Origin of the sequence: Pseudomonas sp. 313, assembly GCF_000316965.1 — a bacterium.
Lineage (GTDB): Bacteria > Pseudomonadota > Gammaproteobacteria > Pseudomonadales > Pseudomonadaceae > Chryseomonas > Chryseomonas benzopyrenica.
The window spans coordinates 308246-326800 of record NZ_ANBZ01000024.1 but is presented as its reverse complement, the minus strand read 5'-3'; the positions used below and the strand labels follow the sequence as shown (position 1 = coordinate 326800).

12 protein-coding genes and 2 pseudogenes are annotated in these 18555 nt (G+C 66.3%); 4 read left to right on the top strand and 10 right to left on the bottom strand.

The window, feature by feature from the left end; all coding sequences use genetic code 11:
- The gene (gene putA, locus C722_RS0104915; RefSeq protein ID WP_017639441.1) at positions 1-3969 is read right to left on the bottom strand and encodes a trifunctional transcriptional regulator/proline dehydrogenase/L-glutamate gamma-semialdehyde dehydrogenase; all 3969 of its coding nucleotides are present in this window, start codon (positions 3967-3969) and stop codon (positions 1-3) included.
- 269 nt (positions 3970-4238) lie between these two features.
- Positions 4239-5228, bottom strand: a complete 990-nt coding sequence (locus C722_RS0104910; RefSeq protein ID WP_017639440.1) for an LLM class oxidoreductase — start codon at positions 5226-5228, stop codon at positions 4239-4241.
- A gap of 541 nt (positions 5229-5769) precedes the next feature.
- On the opposite strand from C722_RS0104910, the pseudogene C722_RS26930 reads away from it, so the two are divergent.
- Together C722_RS26930 and C722_RS26925 are read left to right on the top strand one after the other, a co-directional pair.
- Positions 5770-6804 (top strand): annotated as a pseudogene (locus C722_RS26930) (methyl-accepting chemotaxis protein); the annotation flags it as partial.
- Positions 6787-7659 (top strand): methyl-accepting chemotaxis protein, encoded by an 873-nt coding sequence (locus tag C722_RS26925; RefSeq protein WP_371099769.1) that lies wholly within the window; start codon positions 6787-6789, stop codon positions 7657-7659. The pseudogene C722_RS26930 and the gene C722_RS26925, both read left to right, overlap by 18 nt.
- A 43-nt stretch (positions 7660-7702) precedes the next feature.
- On the opposite strand, the gene C722_RS0104900 is transcribed toward C722_RS26925, so the two are convergent.
- The 5 genes and pseudogenes from C722_RS0104900 to yrfG form a co-directional block, all read right to left on the bottom strand.
- Complete coding sequence (locus tag C722_RS0104900) at positions 7703-8263, bottom strand: nucleotidyltransferase family protein (protein WP_017639438.1); 561 nt, start codon at positions 8261-8263, stop codon at positions 7703-7705.
- A gap of 176 nt (positions 8264-8439) precedes the next feature.
- Entirely contained in the window at positions 8440-10764 is a 2325-nt protein-coding gene (locus tag C722_RS0104895) for an FdhF/YdeP family oxidoreductase (RefSeq protein ID WP_017639437.1), read from the bottom strand.
- A 16-nt stretch (positions 10765-10780) separates the two neighbouring features.
- Positions 10781-11595 (bottom strand): annotated as a pseudogene (gene fdhD, locus C722_RS24625) (formate dehydrogenase accessory sulfurtransferase FdhD).
- A 94-nt stretch (positions 11596-11689) separates the two neighbouring features.
- Positions 11690-12583, bottom strand: a complete 894-nt coding sequence (locus C722_RS0104885; protein WP_017639436.1) for a LysR family transcriptional regulator — start codon at positions 12581-12583, stop codon at positions 11690-11692.
- A 69-nt stretch (positions 12584-12652) separates the two neighbouring features.
- Entirely contained in the window at positions 12653-13312 is a 660-nt protein-coding gene (gene yrfG, locus C722_RS0104880; RefSeq protein ID WP_017639435.1) for a GMP/IMP nucleotidase, read from the bottom strand.
- Positions 13313-13375: 63 nt separating this feature from the next.
- Between yrfG and nudE the strand changes: the two genes are divergently transcribed.
- Both nudE and cysQ read left to right on the top strand, forming a co-directional pair.
- The gene (gene nudE / locus C722_RS0104875; protein WP_017639434.1) at positions 13376-13942 is read left to right on the top strand and encodes an ADP compounds hydrolase NudE; all 567 of its coding nucleotides are present in this window, start codon (positions 13376-13378) and stop codon (positions 13940-13942) included.
- The gene (cysQ, locus tag C722_RS0104870; protein ID WP_017639433.1) at positions 13939-14781 is read left to right on the top strand and encodes a 3'(2'),5'-bisphosphate nucleotidase CysQ; all 843 of its coding nucleotides are present in this window, start codon (positions 13939-13941) and stop codon (positions 14779-14781) included. Before nudE ends, cysQ begins: the two co-directional genes overlap by 4 nt.
- 4 nt (positions 14782-14785) lie before the next feature.
- On the opposite strand, the gene C722_RS0104865 is transcribed toward cysQ, so the two are convergent.
- From C722_RS0104865 to pepP, 3 genes are read right to left on the bottom strand one after another with little or no spacing between them, the layout of a single operon-like run.
- Entirely contained in the window at positions 14786-16015 is a 1230-nt protein-coding gene (locus C722_RS0104865; RefSeq protein WP_017639432.1) for a 2-octaprenyl-3-methyl-6-methoxy-1,4-benzoquinol hydroxylase, read from the bottom strand.
- Positions 16016-16034: 19 nt separating this feature from the next.
- Positions 16035-17216, bottom strand: coding sequence for a 2-octaprenyl-6-methoxyphenyl hydroxylase (gene ubiH / locus C722_RS0104860; protein ID WP_017639431.1), 1182 nt, complete (start codon positions 17214-17216; stop codon positions 16035-16037).
- Positions 17203-18552, bottom strand: a complete 1350-nt coding sequence (gene pepP / locus C722_RS0104855) for a Xaa-Pro aminopeptidase (RefSeq protein WP_017639430.1) — start codon at positions 18550-18552, stop codon at positions 17203-17205. Before pepP ends, ubiH begins: the two co-directional genes overlap by 14 nt.
- Positions 18553-18555 lie beyond the last annotated feature (3 nt).

Genomic DNA, 18555 nt, shown 5'->3' with positions numbered 1-18555 from the left:
TTAGCCGATCGTCATCAGACTGGCATTGCCGCCGGCCGCTGCCGTATTCACGCTCAGGGCGCGCTCGATGAGCAGGCGCTCCAGCGGAATGGCGGTCTCGCCGCGGGCCAGGCCCTGGACGCCGACGATGGGGCCGTTGCGCTTGGCTACCAACTGGCAGATCTGGCGCAGCTGGTCGGAGTCACCGTGGTGCAGGACCGCCTCGAAGGCGACCTCATCCTTGCGCCAGTCGGCGGTGGCCTGCACCCGCGACCGCATGGCTTGCGGCAGACGATTCAGGGTGGCCTTGTGCGCCTCCTCGACCAGCGCGGTGCTACCCACCGCCATGACCGCCGCCAGCTGTAGCAGCAGATCGCTTTCGTCCGCCGCCAGGCACAGTACCTGGCTGCGCGGCAGCAGGCTGTAGCTGTTGCGCTCGCCCGTCGGGCCGGGCAGCAGGCGGGTCAGGCCGCTCAGGGACTCCTCGGCGAATCTCAGGCAGGCCTGCTCCAACTCGCCCAGGCCCTGCTGCTTGGCCCAGTCATGCAGAGCGCCCAGCGGATTGCCGGCCTGTTGACGCAGGGCATCGCGCACCTGCCATTCAGTCTCGCCGGTACTGCCCTTGGCCAGGGCCACGGCCGGATCGCCATCCGGACGGGTGCTGAGCAGGCGGTAGAGATACAGCGGGCCACCGGCCTTGGGACCGGTACCCGAGAGGCCTTCGCCACCGAAGGGCTGCACCCCGACCACCGCGCCGACCATGTTGCGGTTGACGTAGAGGTTGCCGGCATGGGCGCGCTCCACCACCTTGGCGATGGTCTCGTCGATACGGGTATGCACGCCGAAGGTCAGGCCATAGCCGGTGGCATTGATCTGGTCGATAACCTTGTCCAGGTCCTTGCGAGCGTAGCGCACCACGTGCAGCACCGGACCGAAGACCTCGCGCCCCAGCTCGGCCAGGCTATCCAGCTCGATCAGGGTGGGCATGACGAAGGTGCCACGGTGGATGGCATCGCCCTCCACGCGTCCGCCCTGGTGCACCCGACGACCTTTACCTCTCAGGGTCTGGATGTGCTTGTCGATGGTGGCCTTGGCCTCGCCATCGATCACCGGACCGATGTCGATGGCCAGATTCTCCGGGTTGCCCAGTCGGCATTCGGCCATGGCGCCCTTGAGCATTTCCAGCACGCGATCGGCCACGTCTTCCTGCACGCAGAGCACGCGCAGGGCCGAGCAGCGCTGACCGGCGCTGTCGAAGGCGGAGGCGACCACGTCGGCCACCACCTGCTCGGCTAGGGCCGAGGAGTCGACGATCATGGCGTTCTGGCCACCGGTCTCGGCGATCAGCGGGATCGGCCGGCCCTGGGCGTCCAGGCGTCCGGCGATGTTGCGCGCCAGGATCTGGGCCACTTCGGTGGAGCCGGTGAACATCACGCCCTTGACCCGCACATCGTTGACCAGGGCGGCGCCGATGGTGGAGCCCTCGCCCGGCAGCAGTTGCAGCACGCCTTCGGGGATGCCGGCTTCCAGCAGGATACGCACGGCCTGGGCGGCGATCAGCGGGGTCTGCTCGGCCGGCTTGGCCAGCACGGTGTTGCCGGCGGCCAGGGCCGCGGCGATCTGGCCGCTGAAGATGGCCAGGGGGAAGTTCCAGGGGCTGATGCAGACCACCGGACCCAGCGGGCGGTGGCTATCGTTGGCGAAGTCGCGACGCACCAGGGCGGCGTAGTAGCGCAGGAAGTCCACCGCCTCGCGCACCTCGGCGATGGCGTTGGCGTAGGTCTTGCCGGCTTCGCGCACCAGCAGGCCCATCAGCGGCTGGATCTGCGCCTCCATCAATTCGGCGGCGCGATCCAGGGCCGCGGCGCGCTGCTCGGGCGGGGTAGATTGCCAGATGGGCGCGGCGGCCAGGGCTTCTTCCAGGGCGATGTCGACATCGGCGCGGGTGGCGTTGCTGACCTGGCCGACGCGATCGCGGCGATCGGCCGGATTGAGCACCGGTTGCGCAATCGACGGCTCGCTGGCGCGACCCAGCAGCGGGCGGGCTTCCCAGGCGGTGTTGCCACTGGCCAGCAGCGCCGCGGACAGCGAACCCAGGCGGTGTTCGCTGGACAGGTCCAGACCGCTGGAATTGCAGCGCTCGGCGCCGTAGAGGGCGCTGGGGTGAGGAATGCGCGGATGCGGCAGGCCGATGGCGCCTTCGCTGGTGGACTGCTGCTCGATCTGCACCACCGGATCGGCCACCAGCTCGTCCAGGGAGATGGAGTGGTCGGCGATGCGGTTGACGAAGGAGGTGTTGGCGCCGTTTTCCAGCAGGCGGCGGACCAGGTAGGCCAGCAGCGTCTCGTGGGTGCCCACCGGGGCATAGATGCGGCACGGCCGCGCCAGCTTGCCGTCCTTGACGCTGCCCACCACCTGCTCGTACAGCGGCTCGCCCATGCCGTGCAGGCACTGGAATTCGTACTGGCCGGGGTAGTAGTTCTGCCCGCCAAGCTGGTAGATGGCGGCCAGGGTGTGGGCGTTGTGGGTGGCGAATTGCGGATAGATGGATTCCGGCGCCGCCAGGAGCTTGCGGGCGCAGGCCAGGTAGGCCACGTCGGTGTAGACCTTGCGGGTGTAGACCGGATAGCCCTCCAGGCCTTCCACCTGGGCGCGCTTGATCTCGCTGTCCCAGTAGGCGCCCTTGACCAGGCGGATCATCAGGCGGCGACGGCTGCGCCGGGCCAGGTCGATCAGATAGTCGATCACCAGCGGGCAGCGCTTCTGGTAGGCCTGGATGACGAAGCCGATACCGTTCCAGCCGGCCAGTTGCGGTTCGAAGGACAGGCGCTCCAAGAGATCCAGAGAGATCTCCAGGCGATCGGCTTCCTCGGCGTCGATGTTCAGGCCGATGTCGTAGCGCTTGGCCAGCAGAGTCAGCTCCAGCAGGCGCGGATAGAGCTCGCTCATCACCCGGTCGTACTGGGCGCGGCTGTAGCGCGGATGCAGCGCCGACAGCTTGATGGAGATGCCCGGGCCTTCGTAGATGCCACGGCCGTGGGAGGCCTTGCCGATGGAGTGGATGGCCTGCTCGTAGGAGGCCAGGTAGCGACGGGCGTCGGCCTCGGTCAGGGCCGCTTCGCCCAGCATGTCGTAGCTGTAGCGGAAGCCCTTCGCCTCGAACTTGCTGGCGTTGGCCAGGGCCTCGGCGATGGTCTCGCCGGTGACGAACTGCTCGCCCATCAGGCGCATGGCCATGTCCACGCCCTTGCGGATCACCGGCTCGCCGCTCTTGCCGATGAGGCGATTGAGCGAACTGGTGAGGCCGGCTTCGTTATGGGTCGAGACCAGGCGGCCGGTCAGCAGCAGGCCCCAGGTGGCAGCGTTGACGAACAACGAGGGGCTGTTGCCCAGGTGCGGCTGCCAGTTGCCGGTGCTGATCTTGTCGCGGATCAAGGCATCGCGGGTGCCCTTGTCGGGGATGCGCAGCAGGGCTTCGGCCAGGCACATCAGGGCCACGCCTTCCTGGGACGACAGTGAGAACTCACGGAGCAGACTCTGCACCATCCCGGAGCGCCCGGTTGCACCCTTGGCGTTGCGAAGCTTCTCGGCGATGCGGTGGGCCAGCTCGTGGGTGGCCTTGGCCTGGGCAGCGGGCAGGCGCGCCTGCTCCAGCAGCAGCGGCAGCAGCTCTTCTTCTGGGCGGCGATAGGCGGCGGTGATGGCCGAGCGCAGGACCGATTGCGGCAGGATGCTTTCAGCGAATTCCAGGAAGGGCTGATAGACCGGATCGGCCAGGGCTTCCACCGCCTCGTTGTCCCCCTCGGCCAGCCGCTGGGCGATACCCTGCAGATCGGCCAGGGTCGCACCGCTTTCCAGGGTTTCCAGATAGGTGAAGATAGCCTGCTTGATCAGCCAATGGGGCGTCCGATCGATACGGCGAGCCGCTTCCTTGAGGCGATCGCGAGTGGCTTCGTCGAGCTTTACGCCCAGGGTGGTAGTGGTGGCCATGCGCAGGTCCTCAAGCAAGAAGGCATCGAAATTCGGCGCAGCTTAGCGCCGCTCGAAAGAAAAGTGCAACCAAGTGCAACCCGGCAGGTTCTACCGTCGATCTGGTTGCACCAATGGCAAGGTAACAGATCGCAAAACTATGCAGAGATCAGGCCAAGGGTTGCGACCTGGTCGAACCCCCGCCACAGAGGAATCGCGCATTCGAATGACGACTTGGGAAAGTCGTTAGCCAGGCAAGTGTTACCTGGCTTCACACGGGGCCGGGCCTTTCACTGCAGGGACGGAAAGTACGGCAGCACGAACTCGCCCAGCTCCTGGACGACTTCGCTGGCCGGACGGCGCGAGGGACGCAGATTGAGCGCCAGGTGATTGACGCCCGCCTCCTGCAATTGGGTGAGATAGTCCACCAGCGCTCGCCGCCCACAGGACAGGCCGGCATGGATGGGCCGTGGGGGTTGGTCCGGATCACTGGCCAGCTCGAAGAACAGGCCCTGAGCGAAGGGCTTGAACAATTCGCGCCCGCCGATCTCGTTCAGCGCCTCGCGCCAGACCCGCGTCAGCGCCGGGACATGCTCGGCAGGCACGAAGTAATAGAACCAGCCATCGGCCTTGGCGGCGATCCAGTCCACCGTTTGCCGACTGCGCCCGGTCACCAACGCCGGGATGCGACCGTGCACCGGTTTGGGCACCAGATCGGCCAGCCCCTGCAGATCGCCGAAACGGCGGAATTCAGCCAGGGGAAAATTGGTTTCGCCGGCCAGCCGGAACATCTCGAAGGCATCGCGAAAGCGCTCGCCCCGTCGCTCGAACTCGCCTTCCAGGCCAAACGCCGGGTATTCCACCGGGCGATCGCCGGAGGCTACTCCCAACACCAGGCGACCATCGCTCAACTGATCGACCGAGGCCGCCATCTTGGCCAAGTGCAGGGGATGCCGCAGGGTGATGACGGCGCTGCCAGTGGCCAGGGTCAGGTGCTGGGTGATGCCGGCCAGATAGCCGAGATAGGTGAAGGGTTCGAATACCTGGCCGGCGTCGTTGAAACCAGGATCATAGAAGGGCACGTCGCGTGCCCAGAGCGCAGCGAAGCCCAATTGGTCGGCCAGCCGCGCCAGACGCGCATGGTCGCGCAGGGTCGGCATGGGATCATCGGGATAGCCCTCCAGCGGTAGCAGGAAGCCCAGGGTCAGGCGACCGGGTGCGAACAGCCGCGAAAAACCCGGATGCTGAAGGAAGGCGCGGCGACGCTCCGTGGTGGACATGGGGATTCCTTGCCAGAGAGGGAAAGCGAATGACCTTTCTATGGAGTCTAGCGGCATTCCAGGGTTCGCCGAGTGCCGGCTCGCTCATCCTCGAGCCACCCCCTTGCGACCCAGCGCGCCACGGACTGCGCATTCTCCGCCGCCCCGGCAGCCTGCATCGACCTTGGCACTCTCCTTATGCGGTCTTTTTACACCCCACCCTGCAAGCCATTTTTTCAGAAAAATTACTTAACCTACTTTCTTCATATAAAGACAGACTAATAGCAAGGATAAACTTTTAGCTTTTTACTTTTATCAACTTCGCCAAATAATGCTCGAGTCTCGCTATAGCTGAAACAAAAAGGCTTTTCTTGCAAACGGTGGTCGGCCAAGCCTCCAGGCAGAGCTTGAAGGGACACTCCATAAATAGATTTACCAATTTGGCGCATCTTCTTCGAAGCGGAAAATGCTCATCCCAGAGCCTTTCCAGCTGGTTTAAGATCTTTCCCTTTTTCTTTCCCTTGGCTCCGGAACATTTTTCCGAACATCAGGAATAGCATCCATGCAGTTGCACAATATGAGTGTTCGTACAAAGCTTTTTTCCGGTTTCACCGCCTTGATCATCCTCACACTGGCCATTGCCTACGCAGGCTGGTCTGGCATCCAGGCCTTGGGCCGGCGCGGCAATCTCATCGAGCAGTTCACCCAGATCGGCCTGCTCACTCGCGACATGCGCAATGCCCGCGGGGCCTTCGCCCTACTGCCGGAAACGGAGCAGGCCAATCGCTGGAAGCTCTCCATCGACGCCCTCGAAAAGCAACTGCAGGAAGCTCGCCCGCTGTTTCGACGCCCCCAGAGCCAGGCGCTGCTCGCCCGCACCGAGCAAACCCTCCAGGAGTATCGTGACCTCTATCAGCAGACGCTGAAGGTGACCCAGGACCGCGATGCCACCATCCAGAGCATAAGAGAGACTGGCGATACGCTAGACAAGCAGCTTCAAGACGCCTCCAGCGCGCTGGATAGCCAGATCGACCATGGCGGCGTGCAATTCTCGTCCCTGCTGGCGGCCCTGCAAAAACTGCGAATCGACTTCCGCGTCTATGTGCTTAAATCCGCCGGCCCGCAGCAGGAAGCCCTGCAGACCTCACTGGGCAAGGTCGGTGCCGTACTCAAGACTCTGCCGGCCAGCAGCGCCTCGACCACGAGCCTGCAGCGACTGCCAGAACTCTTCGACCAGTATCAGCGCCAGATACAGCAGCTGTTCACCATTCAGAAGCAGTTCGAACAAGCCGACGACGGCCTGGACCAGCGCATCCTGGCGCTGCTCAAGACCGCCGACGAGATGAAGCAGGTGCAGAACCAGTTCCGTCTCGGCGATATCCGCGATGCCAAGCTGATGCTCTTTGGCGGCCTGCTCCTGGCGGTGCTGCTGAGCCTGGTCGCCGCCTGGATCATCACCCGCTCCATCGTGACGCCACTGCGCCAGACCCTCGGCACCGTGGAACGGATCGCCGCGGGCGACCTGACCGTCGAGACCCAGGCCGACCGCAAGGACGAACTCGGCCTCCTGCAGGCGGCCATGCAACGCATGATCGTCAATCTGCGCGAGCTTATCCGCGAGCAGAAAGACGGCGTCGTCCAGGTCGCCAGCGCCGCTGAAGAGCTCTCCGCCATCACCCAGCAGACGCGGGCGGGCGCCACGGCGCAAAAGGTGGAGACCGAGCAGATCGCCACCGCCATGCAGCAGATGACCGCCACCATTGGCGAGGTGGCCCGCAATGCCGAGCAGGCCTCCATGACCGCCCGCGAGGCCACGCTCAAGACTCGCGAAGGCGATGAGATGGTCAACCAGGTCGCCACCCAGATCGAAACCCTGGCGCAGGAAGTGGACAGTACCCAGGTGACCATGGAGCTGCTCAAGCAGGACGCCGACCGCATCGGCGGCGTGCTGGACGTGATCAAGGCTGTCGCCGAACAGACCAATCTGCTGGCGCTCAATGCGGCCATCGAGGCGGCCCGTGCCGGCGAGGCAGGTCGTGGCTTTGCCGTGGTGGCCGACGAGGTACGCGGGCTGGCGCAGCGCACCCGCTCTTCCACTGATGAAATCGCCAGCCTGATCACCAGCCTGCATGGCAGCACCGACAAGATGAGCGAGGCGCTGGAGCGCAACATCCAGTTGACCGGCGACAGTGTCGGCCTGACCCGCCAAGCCGGCGTGGTACTGGCCAGTGTCAGTAGCGCGGTGGGCGAAATCGAGGCCATGAACGAGCAGATCGCGGCTGCCGTCGAGCAGCAGAGCGCGGCGGGTGAGAACATCAGTCGCAGCGTGGTCAAGGTTCATGAGGTCGCCGACCACACCGCCGCCGCCACCGAGGAAACCGCCGGCTCCAGTACCGAGCTGGCCCGCCTGAGCCTGCAACTGCAGGAGCTAACCGCACGCTTCAAGGTCTGACGCCAGCGCCGAAGCAGTTCGCCACCCGCTTCGGCGTTTGCCATCAATCCCGCTCGGCAAACCCAGGCTTCTGCACGTGCAAGCGCGGCCAGCGCGTCAGCCAGCCTTTGCTCGACAGGCGCTGGCGAAAGGCGTCGAGCCGGGGCCGCCAGGGATTCGGCGTCAAGTGCAAGGCGAAGAGCCCATCCTGGACGAAGGGGCTGACCACCTCGAGTTCGCCCGTCTCGGTGAGGCGCGCGGCCAGCGCGGACTCCACCTCGACCCAGAAACGCATGGCATCCAGGCTATCGGCATAGGGTGCATCGTCGTTGCGTAGATGCATGGCAGCCTGGTTGCGCACCGACCAGGGCCACCCCGGCGCCCGCTCCGCCAGGGCCATCTCGATGGCCCTGTCCCGTTCGGGCCGGCAGTCGGTCACATCGAAATAGATGACATCCAGATCTACCAGCGGTGTCGGCACGGTATAGCCGTGCAGCCGATCCCAGACCAGATTGCGCACGAAGCCGGCCGCCAGCCAGGCATCGGGCAGTTGTAATCCCGCAAGAACGGCAAGCAGCTGGCAGCGGACCGGATCCTCGCCGAGCCAGGTGGCGATGCGTTGCATCGCTGCCCTCCCCTCGGAGCCTGTTGAAAGGCTGCTATGCGTTGGCCAAACGGCGTTGGAAAGGCTTCGGATCTCATTTACCAGTCGTAAACTCCGCTTCCTCAGCCCTTTTCGTCTCGTTTGGCTCTAGCTCGCGAGACTTTGTACAGACTTTCCCATAGGACAGCCTACCCCGGTCAGGCCACCGAGGCGATGCGGTTGCCGGCGCTGGCCTTCTCGACCTTGATGGCGACGAACTTGGAGGTGGGCGTGAAGCTGCCCTCGCCATAGCTCTCCAGGGGCACCAGCGGATTGGTCTCCGGGTAGTAGCCAGCGGCCTGGCCGACCGGGATGTCGAACGGCAGCGCGGTGAAGCCGCGGACCCGGCGCTCGATGCCGTCATCCCACAGGGCGACCAGATCCACCTTCTCGCCGGCGGCCACGCCCAGGCGATCCAGATCGGCCTGGTTGACGAAGACCACGTCGCGCTGGCCCTTCACGCCGCGATAGCGGTCATCCAGGCTGTAGATGGTGGTGTTGTACTGGTCGTGGGATCTCATGGTCTGCAGGATCAGGTCCGGCTTGATGCCCTGGCGGCGGACCGCGTCCGGCAGCAGGTCATGCAGCAGCGCATTGGCGGCGAAATTGGCCTTGCCAGTGGCGGTATTCCACTCCCGGCGACCGGCCTTGTTGCCCAGGTAGAAGCCACCGGGGGCGGCCAGGCGGGCATTGAAGTCCTGGAAGCCGGGGATGACGTCGGCGATCAGGTCGCGGATGCGGTCGTAGTCCTCGATCAGCCAGTCCCAATCCACCGGATGGTTACCCAGCACGGCCTTGGCCAGACCGGCGACGATGGCCGGCTCGGACTTCATCTGCGCCGACAGCGGCCGCAGGATGCCGGCGGAGGCATGCACCATGCTGAAGCTGTCTTCCACGGTGATGGCCTGCTTGCCGCCCTTCTGCACATCCATCTCGGTGCGACCTAGGCAGGGCAGGATCAGCGCCTGCTGACCGGTCACCAGGTGGCTGCGGTTGAGCTTGGTGGCGATGTGCACGGTCAGCCGGCACTTGCGCAGCGCCTTGTGGGTGCGTGGGGTGTCCGGGGTGGCCTGGGCGAAGTTGCCACCCAGGGCGATGAACACCTTGGCCTGGCCCTGCTCTATGGCAGCGATGGCCTCCACGGTATTGTGACCGCGATTGCGCGGCGGTTCGAAGGCGAAGCGCTTGGCCAGGGCATCGCTGAGCCAGGCCGGGGCCTTCTCGTCGATGCCCATGGTGCGGTCGCCCTGGACGTTGCTGTGGCCGCGCACCGGGCAGAGGCCGGCGCCGGGCCGGCCGATGTGGCCGCAGAGCAGTTGCAGGTTGGCGATCTCCTGCACCGTGGCCACCGAGTGGCGGTGCTGGGTGATGCCCATGGCCCAGCAGATGATGACCTTCTCGGCGCGGGCATACATGCGCGCGGCCTGTTCGATCTCGTGCAGCGACAAGCCCGACTGGCGCTCGATCAGCTCCCAGGAGGTAGCGTCGACCTGGGCCAGGTAGTCGTCCATGCCCAGGGTGTGAGCGGCGATGAAGTCGTGATCAAAGACCCGCTTGGCGCCCTTGGCAGCGGCTTCGCGCTCCCACTGCAGGAGGTACTTGGCGATGCCGCGCAGCGCCGCCATGTCGCCGCCCAGAGCCGGACGGAAGTAGGCGGTGTTGGTCGGCCGCGAGTCGTTGGTGAGCATCTCCAGCGGACTTTGCGGATGCTGGAAGCGCTCCAGGCCCCGCTCCTTGAGCGGGTTGAAGCAGACCACCTGGGCGCCGCGCTTCACCGCGTTGCGCAGGGTCTCGATCATGCGCGGATGGTTGGTGCCGGGGTTCTGGCCGATGACGAAGATGGCATCCGCCTCGTCCAGGTCGTGATAGGTCACGGTGCCCTTGCCGACGCCGATGCTGCGGCCCAGGCCGACGCCGCTGGCCTCGTGGCACATGTTCGAGCAGTCGGGGAAGTTGTTGGTGCCATAGGCGCGCACGAACAGCTGGTAAAGGAAGGCCGCCTCGTTGCTGGCGCGACCCGAGGTATAGAACTCGGCTTCGTCGGGGCTGGCCAGGGCCTTGAGCTCCTTGGCGATCAGCGCGAAGGCGGCGTCCCAGGCGATGGGCACATAGCGATCGGTGGCCGCGTCATAGCGCAGCGGTTCGGTCAGCCGGCCCTGGTATTCGAGCCAGTAGTCGCTCTGCTCCAGCAGCGAGGTCACGCTGTGGCGGGCGAAGAAGGCGGCATCGACGCGGCGCTTGGTGGCCTCCCAGTTGACCGCCTTGGCGCCGTTCTCGCAGAACTTCACCAGGCCGTTTTCCGGCGCCTCGCCCCAGGCGCAGCCGGGGCAGTCGAAACCGTGGTCCTGGTTGGTCTTGAGCAGGGTCCGCAGATTCTTGAAGGCGTTGCCGCTGTCGAGCCAGAAGTGCACCACGCTCTTCAGGGCGCCCCAGCCGGCGGCGGGGCCTTGATAGGGTTTGAAGGACTGCTGAGGTTTGTTCATGGCGATTCCCGTGGGATCAAGGGGCTACCGGCGCCGGGGCATAGACCCGCGGCGGCGACCGGTGTGGCAGGTGGATCAGGTTGAGACGATGACGGCGCGCCCACTCCACCGCCAGCCCGGTGGGGGCCGACAGGGTGATGAGGGTGGCGAGTCCGGCACGCACCGCCTTGTGGATGAGTTCGAGGCTGCAGCGACTGGTGACCACCACGCAGCCCTCGCGCACCGGCTGGCGCTGGCGCAGCAGGGCGCCGATCAGCTTGTCCAGGGCGTTGTGGCGGCCGATGTCTTCGCGGCACAGGGTCAGCTCGCCCTGAGCGTCGATGAACAGCGCGGCATGTACCGCCCCGCTGCGTTGCCCAAGATCCTGGGCGGCGTCGATCCGCTGGCGCAGGTCATGCAGATGGGCGCCGGGGGCAGCCGCACCTTGCGCAGTCGATCCAGCTGCGGCAGCGCCTGCTCCAGGGCCTCGACCCCGCACAGGCCGCAACCGCTGGTGCCGGCCAGTTGCCGACGCTGCTGCTTGAGCGCCCAGAAGGTGCGGCTGCTGATCTCGACGTCGACATTGAGCGCCTCGCCCACACGCCGCACCTGGATGCCATAGATGTCGTCGATGGCATCGACGATGCCGGCGCTGAGGCTGAAACCGACCACGTAGTCTTCCACGTCGGCCGGCGTCGCCATCATCACCGCATGGCTGATGCCGTTGTAGGCGATGGCCAACGCCACCTCTTCGGCCAGCGGCTGTTCGCCCCGCACGGTAGGCTGCTCCAGCTCGGCGAAGGCATAGCCGGCAGGAGGCGCGGCAACGAGGTCTGGCGATTGCTGGGACATGGGCGAAAACGACCTGCGGCGGTTTGACACAGATCAAAGATTAACCAGCACATCCCGGGGCGTCTAATCGCTATGACCGATGCCTTGATAAACGCTATCTATCACTCTCGGCGTAGAGCGCCTTGACCGCCTGGAAACAGGCATCGGCGACCGCCAGTCGGGGCTCGGTCCGACGAATGAGCAGGCCCAGGGGCGTCAGGGTGCGGGCCGTGTCGATGGGAATCAGCCGCGCATGGGGCGTAAGGCGATCGAAGCCGCCGGCCAGGGGTACCACGGCGCAGCAGAGTCCGGCATTGACCGCCTGCAAGAGCAGATAGACCGCATCGGTCTCCAGCACCGGCTGCGGCGTCAGGCCCAGGCTGCGAAAGCCGTGATCCACCGACTGGCGAAAATGCATGGCGCCGGTCAGCAGACCGAGCGGCAACCCGGCCACCGCCTGCCAGTCCAGCGCGGCCTGGTCGAAGCTGAAATGGCGCTCGTCATAGAGCAGGCCCATGCGCGTCTCGGTAAGGGTAAGGCTGTCGAAGCGCGTCGGATCCAGGTGTTCCAGGTAGGAGATGCCCAGCTCCAGGCGATTGCTGGCCACGGCTTCGAGGATGCGCTCGGTGCTCAGCACCTGCAGCTGGAAATGCAGCTTGGGGTGCAACAGGCGCAGGTGCTGCAGCAGCGGCATGGGATCGAAGCTGGCCAGGGGCACCAGGCCGACCCGCAGCGTACCCACCAGTTGCCCCTGGAAGGCCTGGGCTTCGGCATAGAGACCGTCGTGGGCGGCCATCAGGGTACGCGCCCAGGCGAGGATGCGCTGACCGGCCTCGGTGAAACCCTCGAAACGCTGCCCGCGGCGTACCAGCTCCACCCCCAACTCGTCTTCCAGGCCGCGCAGGCGCATGGACAGAGTCGGCTGGGTGACGTGACAGCGCGCCGCCGCCTGGCCGAAGTGGCGCGTCTCGTCCAGGGCGATGAGAAAACGCAGTTGCTTGATATCCACCGGTCTACTCCGCTCTCGCCTGCTTTACCCCCTCTCCCCATGGGAGAGGGTTGGGGTGAGGGTCTTTCTTCAAGCGGGCAGTATTTCCCGATAATCGCGCACCGCCTCGAACTCCTCGCTGTCCTTGGGCCCGCGGCGGCTGTCCGGCTCGTGGATCGCCAGCAGGTGGGCAACCCCGTAGTCGCGGGCGCTGCGCAGGATCGGCAGGTTGTCGTCGATGAACAGGGTACGCGCCGGATCGAAGGCGAAGTCGGCCTGCAGGGCGTGCCAGAACTGCTGTTCTTCCTTGGGGAAGCCATAGTCGTGGGAACTGATCAGCCGGTCGAAATAGGGCGCCAGTTCGATGCGCTCCAGCTTCAGCGACAGGGAATCGCGATGGGCGTTGGTGATCAGCGCCACGCGCTTGCCGGCGCGCTGCAGGGCGGCCAGGAAGGTATCGGCATCCGGACGCAGGGCGATCAGGTGAGCGATCTCCTCCTTGAGTTCGCGCATGGAAAAGCCCAGCTCGGCGCTCCAGAAGTCCAGGCAATACCAGGTCAGCTTGCCCTGGTGGCTGAAAAACAGCGGCTCCAGCTCGGCCTTGGCCAGCGCCAGGGACTGGCCGTGGCGCTCGGCATAGCGCTGCGGCAGATACTCCAGCCAGAAATGGTTGTCGAAATGCAGATCGAGCAGGGTGCCGTCCATGTCCAGCAACACGGTATCGATACGGCTCCAGTCGAGAGGGGTCATGGTGACTCCGGATCATGTAACAGGCGGGTTATCATACCCGTCCGCCCAGCCCAGGAGCCGTCCATGCGCCAGAAACCCACTGTTCTCGCCCGACAGATCGTGGCCAAGAGCCGTCTGTTCACCGTCGAGGAGATGCAGTTGCGCTTCGCCAACGGCGAGGAGCGCACCTACGAGCGCCTGGCCAACAAGGGCACCGGTCACGGCGCGGTGATGGTGGTGGCCCTGCAGGACGCCACCCGCGCCCTGCTCATCGAGGAATACTGCGGCGGCGTGGAAAACTACGAACTGTCGCTGCCCAAGGGTCTGGTGGAGCCGGGCGAAGATATCCTTGACGCCGCCAATCGCGAACTCAAGGAAGAGGCGGGTTTCGGTGCCAACCAGCTGGAATACCTCACCGCGCTGTCGCTGAGCCCCGGCTACATGAGTCAGCGCATCCATGTGGTGCTGGCCCGCGACCTCTATCCGGAGCGCCTGCCGGGCGATGAACCCGAGCCACTCGAAGTCAGCAGCGTCGACCTGCGCGAGCTGTCGCAGCTGGTGCAGAATCCGCGCTTCTCCGAAGGCCGCGCCCTGGCCGCCCTCTACTTGGTGCGCGACCTGCTCACCCAACGCGGAGAACTGCCGGCATGATGGCGCCCGTTTCCATTACCGCTCCGCTGGTACTCAACGTCATCGACCTGGTGCGCCAGGCCGGCGCGGCCATCCTGCCCCACTGGCGCCAGGGCGTGGCGGTGCGGCAGAAGAGCGACGACTCGCCGGTGACCGCCGCCGACCTCGCCGCCCACCGGGTGCTGGCGGACGGCCTCGCCCGGCTGACCCCGGACGTGCCGGTGCTATCGGAAGAAGCCTGTGACATCCCCTTCGCGGCGCGTAGCGCCTGGGACGTCTGGTGGGTGGTCGATCCCCTGGACGGCACCAAGGAATTCATCGACGGCAGCGAGGAATTCACCGTCAACGTGGCCCTGGTCGAACGCGGCCAGGTGATCTTCGGCGTGGTCGGCATCCCCACCCGGGATGTCTGCTTCAGCGGCGGTCGTGAACTGGGCGCCTTCCGCATCCAGGGTGAAGACGGCGTCGAGATCGGCGTGCGCAATCAGCCGGAAGACGCCTTTACCGTGGTCGCCAGCCGCCGCCATGGCAGTCCGGCGCAGCAACGGCTGCTGGAGGAGCTGGGCAACACCCTCGGCGAACCCAAGCTGGTCAGCGTCGGCAGCTCGCTGAAGTTCTGCCTGCTAGCCGAGGGGCTGGCCGATTTCTATCCGCGGCTCGCCCCCACTTCTCAGTGGGACACTGCCGCCGCCCAAGGCGTGCTGGAAGGCGCCGGCGGCGAGGTCCTGACCCTGGACGGTCAGCCCCTCACCTACGAGATGCGCGAGTCCTTCCTCAATCCGCACTTCCTCGCCCTGCCCCGTGAGGCCGCCTGGAGGCAGCAGGTGCTGGAGCTGGCCGGCTCCTTGGGCGACGCCTGAGCCGTCAGACCACGACCCTGGCCAGCTCCGGCACATCGCCCGACAGGCCCAGGGCGCGGCGCACGAACAGCGCCTTGGCCTCGAAGTGGCGATCGACCTGCTTGAGCGCGGCGTTGCGCAGCCAGCGTAGCGGCAGGCGGTCGTCCTGGAACAGGCGCTGGAAGCCTTCCATCGCCGCCATCATCGCCAGGTTGTGCGGCATGCGGCGGCGCTCGTAGCGTTCCAGCACCCGCTGTTCGGCGATGGATTCACCGCGCGCCTGGGCATGACGCAATTCCTCGGCCAGCACCGCGGCGTCGAGAAAGCCCAGGTTGACGCCCTGCCCGGCCAGCGGATGGATGACATGGGCGGCATCGCCGATCAAGGCCAGGCCAGGCTCCACATAGCGCTTGGCATGGCGCTGGCGCAGCGGGATGCACAGTCGCGTGTCGCTGCACTCCACCTTGCCCAGGCGATGCTCGAAAGCCTCGCCCAGGGCCTGGCAGAAGGCCGTGTCGTCCAAGGCCATCAGCCGCTCGCCCTGCTTGGGCGTGCAGGACCAGACGATGGAGCACCAGCGGGTATCGCCACCGCGGTCCAGCGGCAGGAAGGCCAGCGGGCCGTCGTCGGTGAATCTCTGCCAGGCGGTGCGCTGGTGCGATTCGGCACAGCGCACGCTGGTGACGATGGCATGGTGCAGATAGTCCCACTCGCGGGTTTCCAGCCCGGCCAGGCGACGCACGGCGGAGGTGGCGCCATCGGCGGCCACCACCAGCGGGGCGCGGATCTGACGATCGCCGGCCAATTGCACCAGCCACTGGTCGCCGGAGCGACGCAGCAACTCCAGGCGCGCCTCCGGCAGGAGCAGGACGTTGGCCTCGGCCAGGCGTTCGAGCAGGGCGTCCTGCACCACGCGATTCTCGACGATATGGCCGAGCACCTCGGCGTGCACGCTGGCGGCATCGAAATGCACGGCGCCGGTGCCGGAGCCGTCCCAGACGTGCATCGCCTGGTAGGGACTGACGCGGCGCGCGAGGATGCCGTCCCAGGCACCCAGGCGCTGCAGGATGCGCTGGCTGGCCAGCGACAGGGCGCTGACCCGGGGCTCGAAGGGCAGGTCGCTTTCGACCGCGCCCGGCGTGAGTGGGCCGCGGTCGAGCAGCACCACCGACAGGCCGCTGTCGGCCAGCGCCAGGGCCAGGCCGCTGCCGACCATGCCGGCACCGACGATCACCAGATCCGCATGGGTCAGCATGCTCGTTTCTCCTCGCAGGTCAGGGACGGGTACCCAGGCCCATGGCCTGGCGGGCGAAGGCACTCTTGGCCGGTGGGCACAGCTCCAGGCCGACCAGGCCCAGGTTGCGTCCGGCACTGAGCCAGGGCCGACTGTTGGAAAACAGCCGGGTGATACGATCGGAAAAGCCGATGGTCAGCTGCTGATCCAGACGCTGGCGCTGCAGATAGTCCTGCAAGGTGGCGAAATCACCGGGCGCCGCGCCGCTTTCCAGCAGGCACTCGGCCAGGCTGTCCACGTCGCGCAGAGACAGATTGAAGCCTTGGCCGGCGATAGGGTGCAGGCTGTGGGCGGCGTTGCCCAGCACCACCAGATGCGGGCGGACCTGTTCGTTAGCCTCCAGCAGGGTCAGCGGATAGGCGTGACGGGTGCCCACCTGGGTGAAGCTGCCCAGGCGATAGCCCACCGCCTGCTGCAATTCGGCGAGAAAGACGGCATCGGTCGCCTGTTGCAACCGCAATGCCTCGGCATCCGGCTGGGTCCAGACCAGGGCGCTGCGCTGGCCCGGCAGGGGCAGCAGCGCCAGGGGACCATGGGGCGTGAAGCGCTCGAAGGCGCGACCCCCATGCCCCAGATTGGTCGAGACGTTGGCGATCAACGCGGTCTGCTCGTAGACCGTGCGGCGCACCTCGATGCCGAGGGATTCGCGCAGCGCCGAACGCCCACCGTCGGCCAGTACCGCCAGGCCGCATTCGAGGACGTCGCCATCATCCAGTTCCAGACGATAGCCATCGGGTATGGCGGTGAGCGTGCGCACCTCGGCCGGGCAGCGCCAGTCCACCACCTCGCGATCCAGCGCCTGCCAGAGCACCTGGCCGATCCAGGCGTTCTCCACCACATAGCCCAGCGCCGGCAGATTCTCGTCACGGGCGAGCAACTGGGTCACGCCGAAGCGGCCCTGGTCGGAGACCTGGATCTCTTGGATCGCCTCGGCATGTTCGGCCAGAGCCTCCCACACGCCGAGACGCTGGTAGATCAGCCGTGAACCATAGGACAGCGCCGAGGAGCGGGCGTCGTAGCTGGGCTGATAGGTATCGCCGGGGGCGAAGGGTTCCACCAGCAGGATGCGCCAGCCGCGCGCCTTGGCGCCGGCCTGCAGGGCCAGGGCCAGGCTGGCACCCACCAGACCGCCGCCGATGATGGCGATATCAGGACGTTGCATGAGCGTTCTCCCGGCGGTCGCGCGCGGCCGCCATCAAGCCTTCGATCTCCGCAGCCGCCTTGGGCAGGCCGGCGGTCAGCACCTCGCAACCACTGCGCGTCACCAGCACCTCGTCCTCGATGCGGATGCCCAGGCCACGCCATTTGCGCGGCACCTCGGCGTCCGGCGGGATATAGAGTCCGGGCTCCACGGTCAGCACCATACCCGGCTCCAGCATCCGCCACTGGTCGCCGATGCGATATTCACCCACGTCATGGACATCCAGCCCCAGCCAGTGACCGGCGCGGTGCATGTAGAACTCGCGACAGGCGCCCGCCTCGATCAGGTCGTCCAGTTGGCCCTGGAGCAGGCCCAGGGCCAACAGCCCTTCGGTGATCACCCTGACCGTGGCCTCATGGGGTTCGTTCCAGTGCCGCCCGGGTGCCACGCAGGCGATGGCGGTCTGGTTGGCCGCCAGCACGATGTCGTACAGCTGCCGCTGCTCGGGCGAGAAGCGGCCATTGACGGGAAAGGTACGGGTTACGTCGCTGGCATAGCACTCCAGTTCGCAGCCGGCGTCGATCAGCACCAGGTCGCCGTCGCGCAGGGGTGCGTCGTTGGCCTGGTAATGCATCACGCAGGCGTTGGCCCCCGCGGCGACGATGGAGCCATAGGCCGCCAGCCGTGCGCCACCCTGGCGAAAACAGTAGTCCAGCTCCGCCTCCAGGTGATACTCGCGCAGCCCCGGCCGGCAGGCCTGCATGGCGCGCAGGTGGGCGGCGCAGGTCAGCTCGGCGGCGGCCTTGAGCAGGCGCACCTCGGCGGCCGACTTGTACAGTCGGCTGTCGTGCAGCAGGGTATCCAGCGCCAGCAGCTCCCGCGGCGGCGAAGCGCCCTGATCGGCCTTGGCGCGGATCAGTTCGATCCAGTTGAGCAGTTGCCGCTCGAATTCCGGATGGGCACCCATGGCGTAGTAGACCCGCTCGCGGCCTTCCAGCAGGCCGGGCAGGATGTCGTCCAGATCGCCGATGGGAAAGGCGTCGTCCGCGCCATAGTCGGCCAGCGCCCCTTCCTGACCCGCGCGCCGGCCCTCCCAGCGTTCCATCTCCAGATCCCGCTCGCGGCAGAACAGCAGGTATTCACCATGGGCACGGCCGGGAATCAGCACGGCCAGGGCCTCGGGTTCGGGAAAGCCAGTGAGGTACTGGAAATCGCTGTCCTGGCGATAGGGCTGCTCGATGTCGCGGTTGCGCAGGCACACCGGCGCAGCGGGCAGCAGGGCGATGCCGCCGTGGCCGATCTCGGCCATCAGGGCGCGGCGGCGGCGGGCGAATTCGGCCTTGTGGATTCGCGGCATGGC

Excerpts from the sequence above, each read along its gene's own strand:
- putA (WP_017639441.1), bottom strand. The coding sequence starts at position 3,969 with ATGGCCACCACTACCACCCTGGGCGTAAAGCTCGACGAAGCCACTCGC.
- C722_RS0104910 (WP_017639440.1), bottom strand. The coding sequence starts at position 5,228 with ATGTCCACCACGGAGCGTCGCCGCGCCTTCCTTCAGCATCCGGGTTTT.
- C722_RS26925 (WP_371099769.1), top strand. The coding sequence starts at position 6,787 with ATGCAACGCATGATCGTCAATCTGCGCGAGCTTATCCGCGAGCAGAAA.
- C722_RS0104900 (WP_017639438.1), bottom strand. The coding sequence starts at position 8,263 with ATGCAACGCATCGCCACCTGGCTCGGCGAGGATCCGGTCCGCTGCCAG.
- C722_RS0104895 (WP_017639437.1), bottom strand. The coding sequence starts at position 10,764 with ATGAACAAACCTCAGCAGTCCTTCAAACCCTATCAAGGCCCCGCCGCC.
- yrfG (WP_017639435.1), bottom strand. The coding sequence starts at position 13,312 with ATGACCCCTCTCGACTGGAGCCGTATCGATACCGTGTTGCTGGACATG.
- nudE (WP_017639434.1), top strand. The coding sequence starts at position 13,376 with ATGCGCCAGAAACCCACTGTTCTCGCCCGACAGATCGTGGCCAAGAGC.
- cysQ (WP_017639433.1), top strand. The coding sequence starts at position 13,939 with ATGATGGCGCCCGTTTCCATTACCGCTCCGCTGGTACTCAACGTCATC.
- C722_RS0104865 (WP_017639432.1), bottom strand. The coding sequence starts at position 16,015 with ATGCTGACCCATGCGGATCTGGTGATCGTCGGTGCCGGCATGGTCGGC.
- ubiH (WP_017639431.1), bottom strand. The coding sequence starts at position 17,216 with ATGCAACGTCCTGATATCGCCATCATCGGCGGCGGTCTGGTGGGTGCC.
- pepP (WP_017639430.1), bottom strand. The coding sequence starts at position 18,552 with ATGCCGCGAATCCACAAGGCCGAATTCGCCCGCCGCCGCCGCGCCCTG.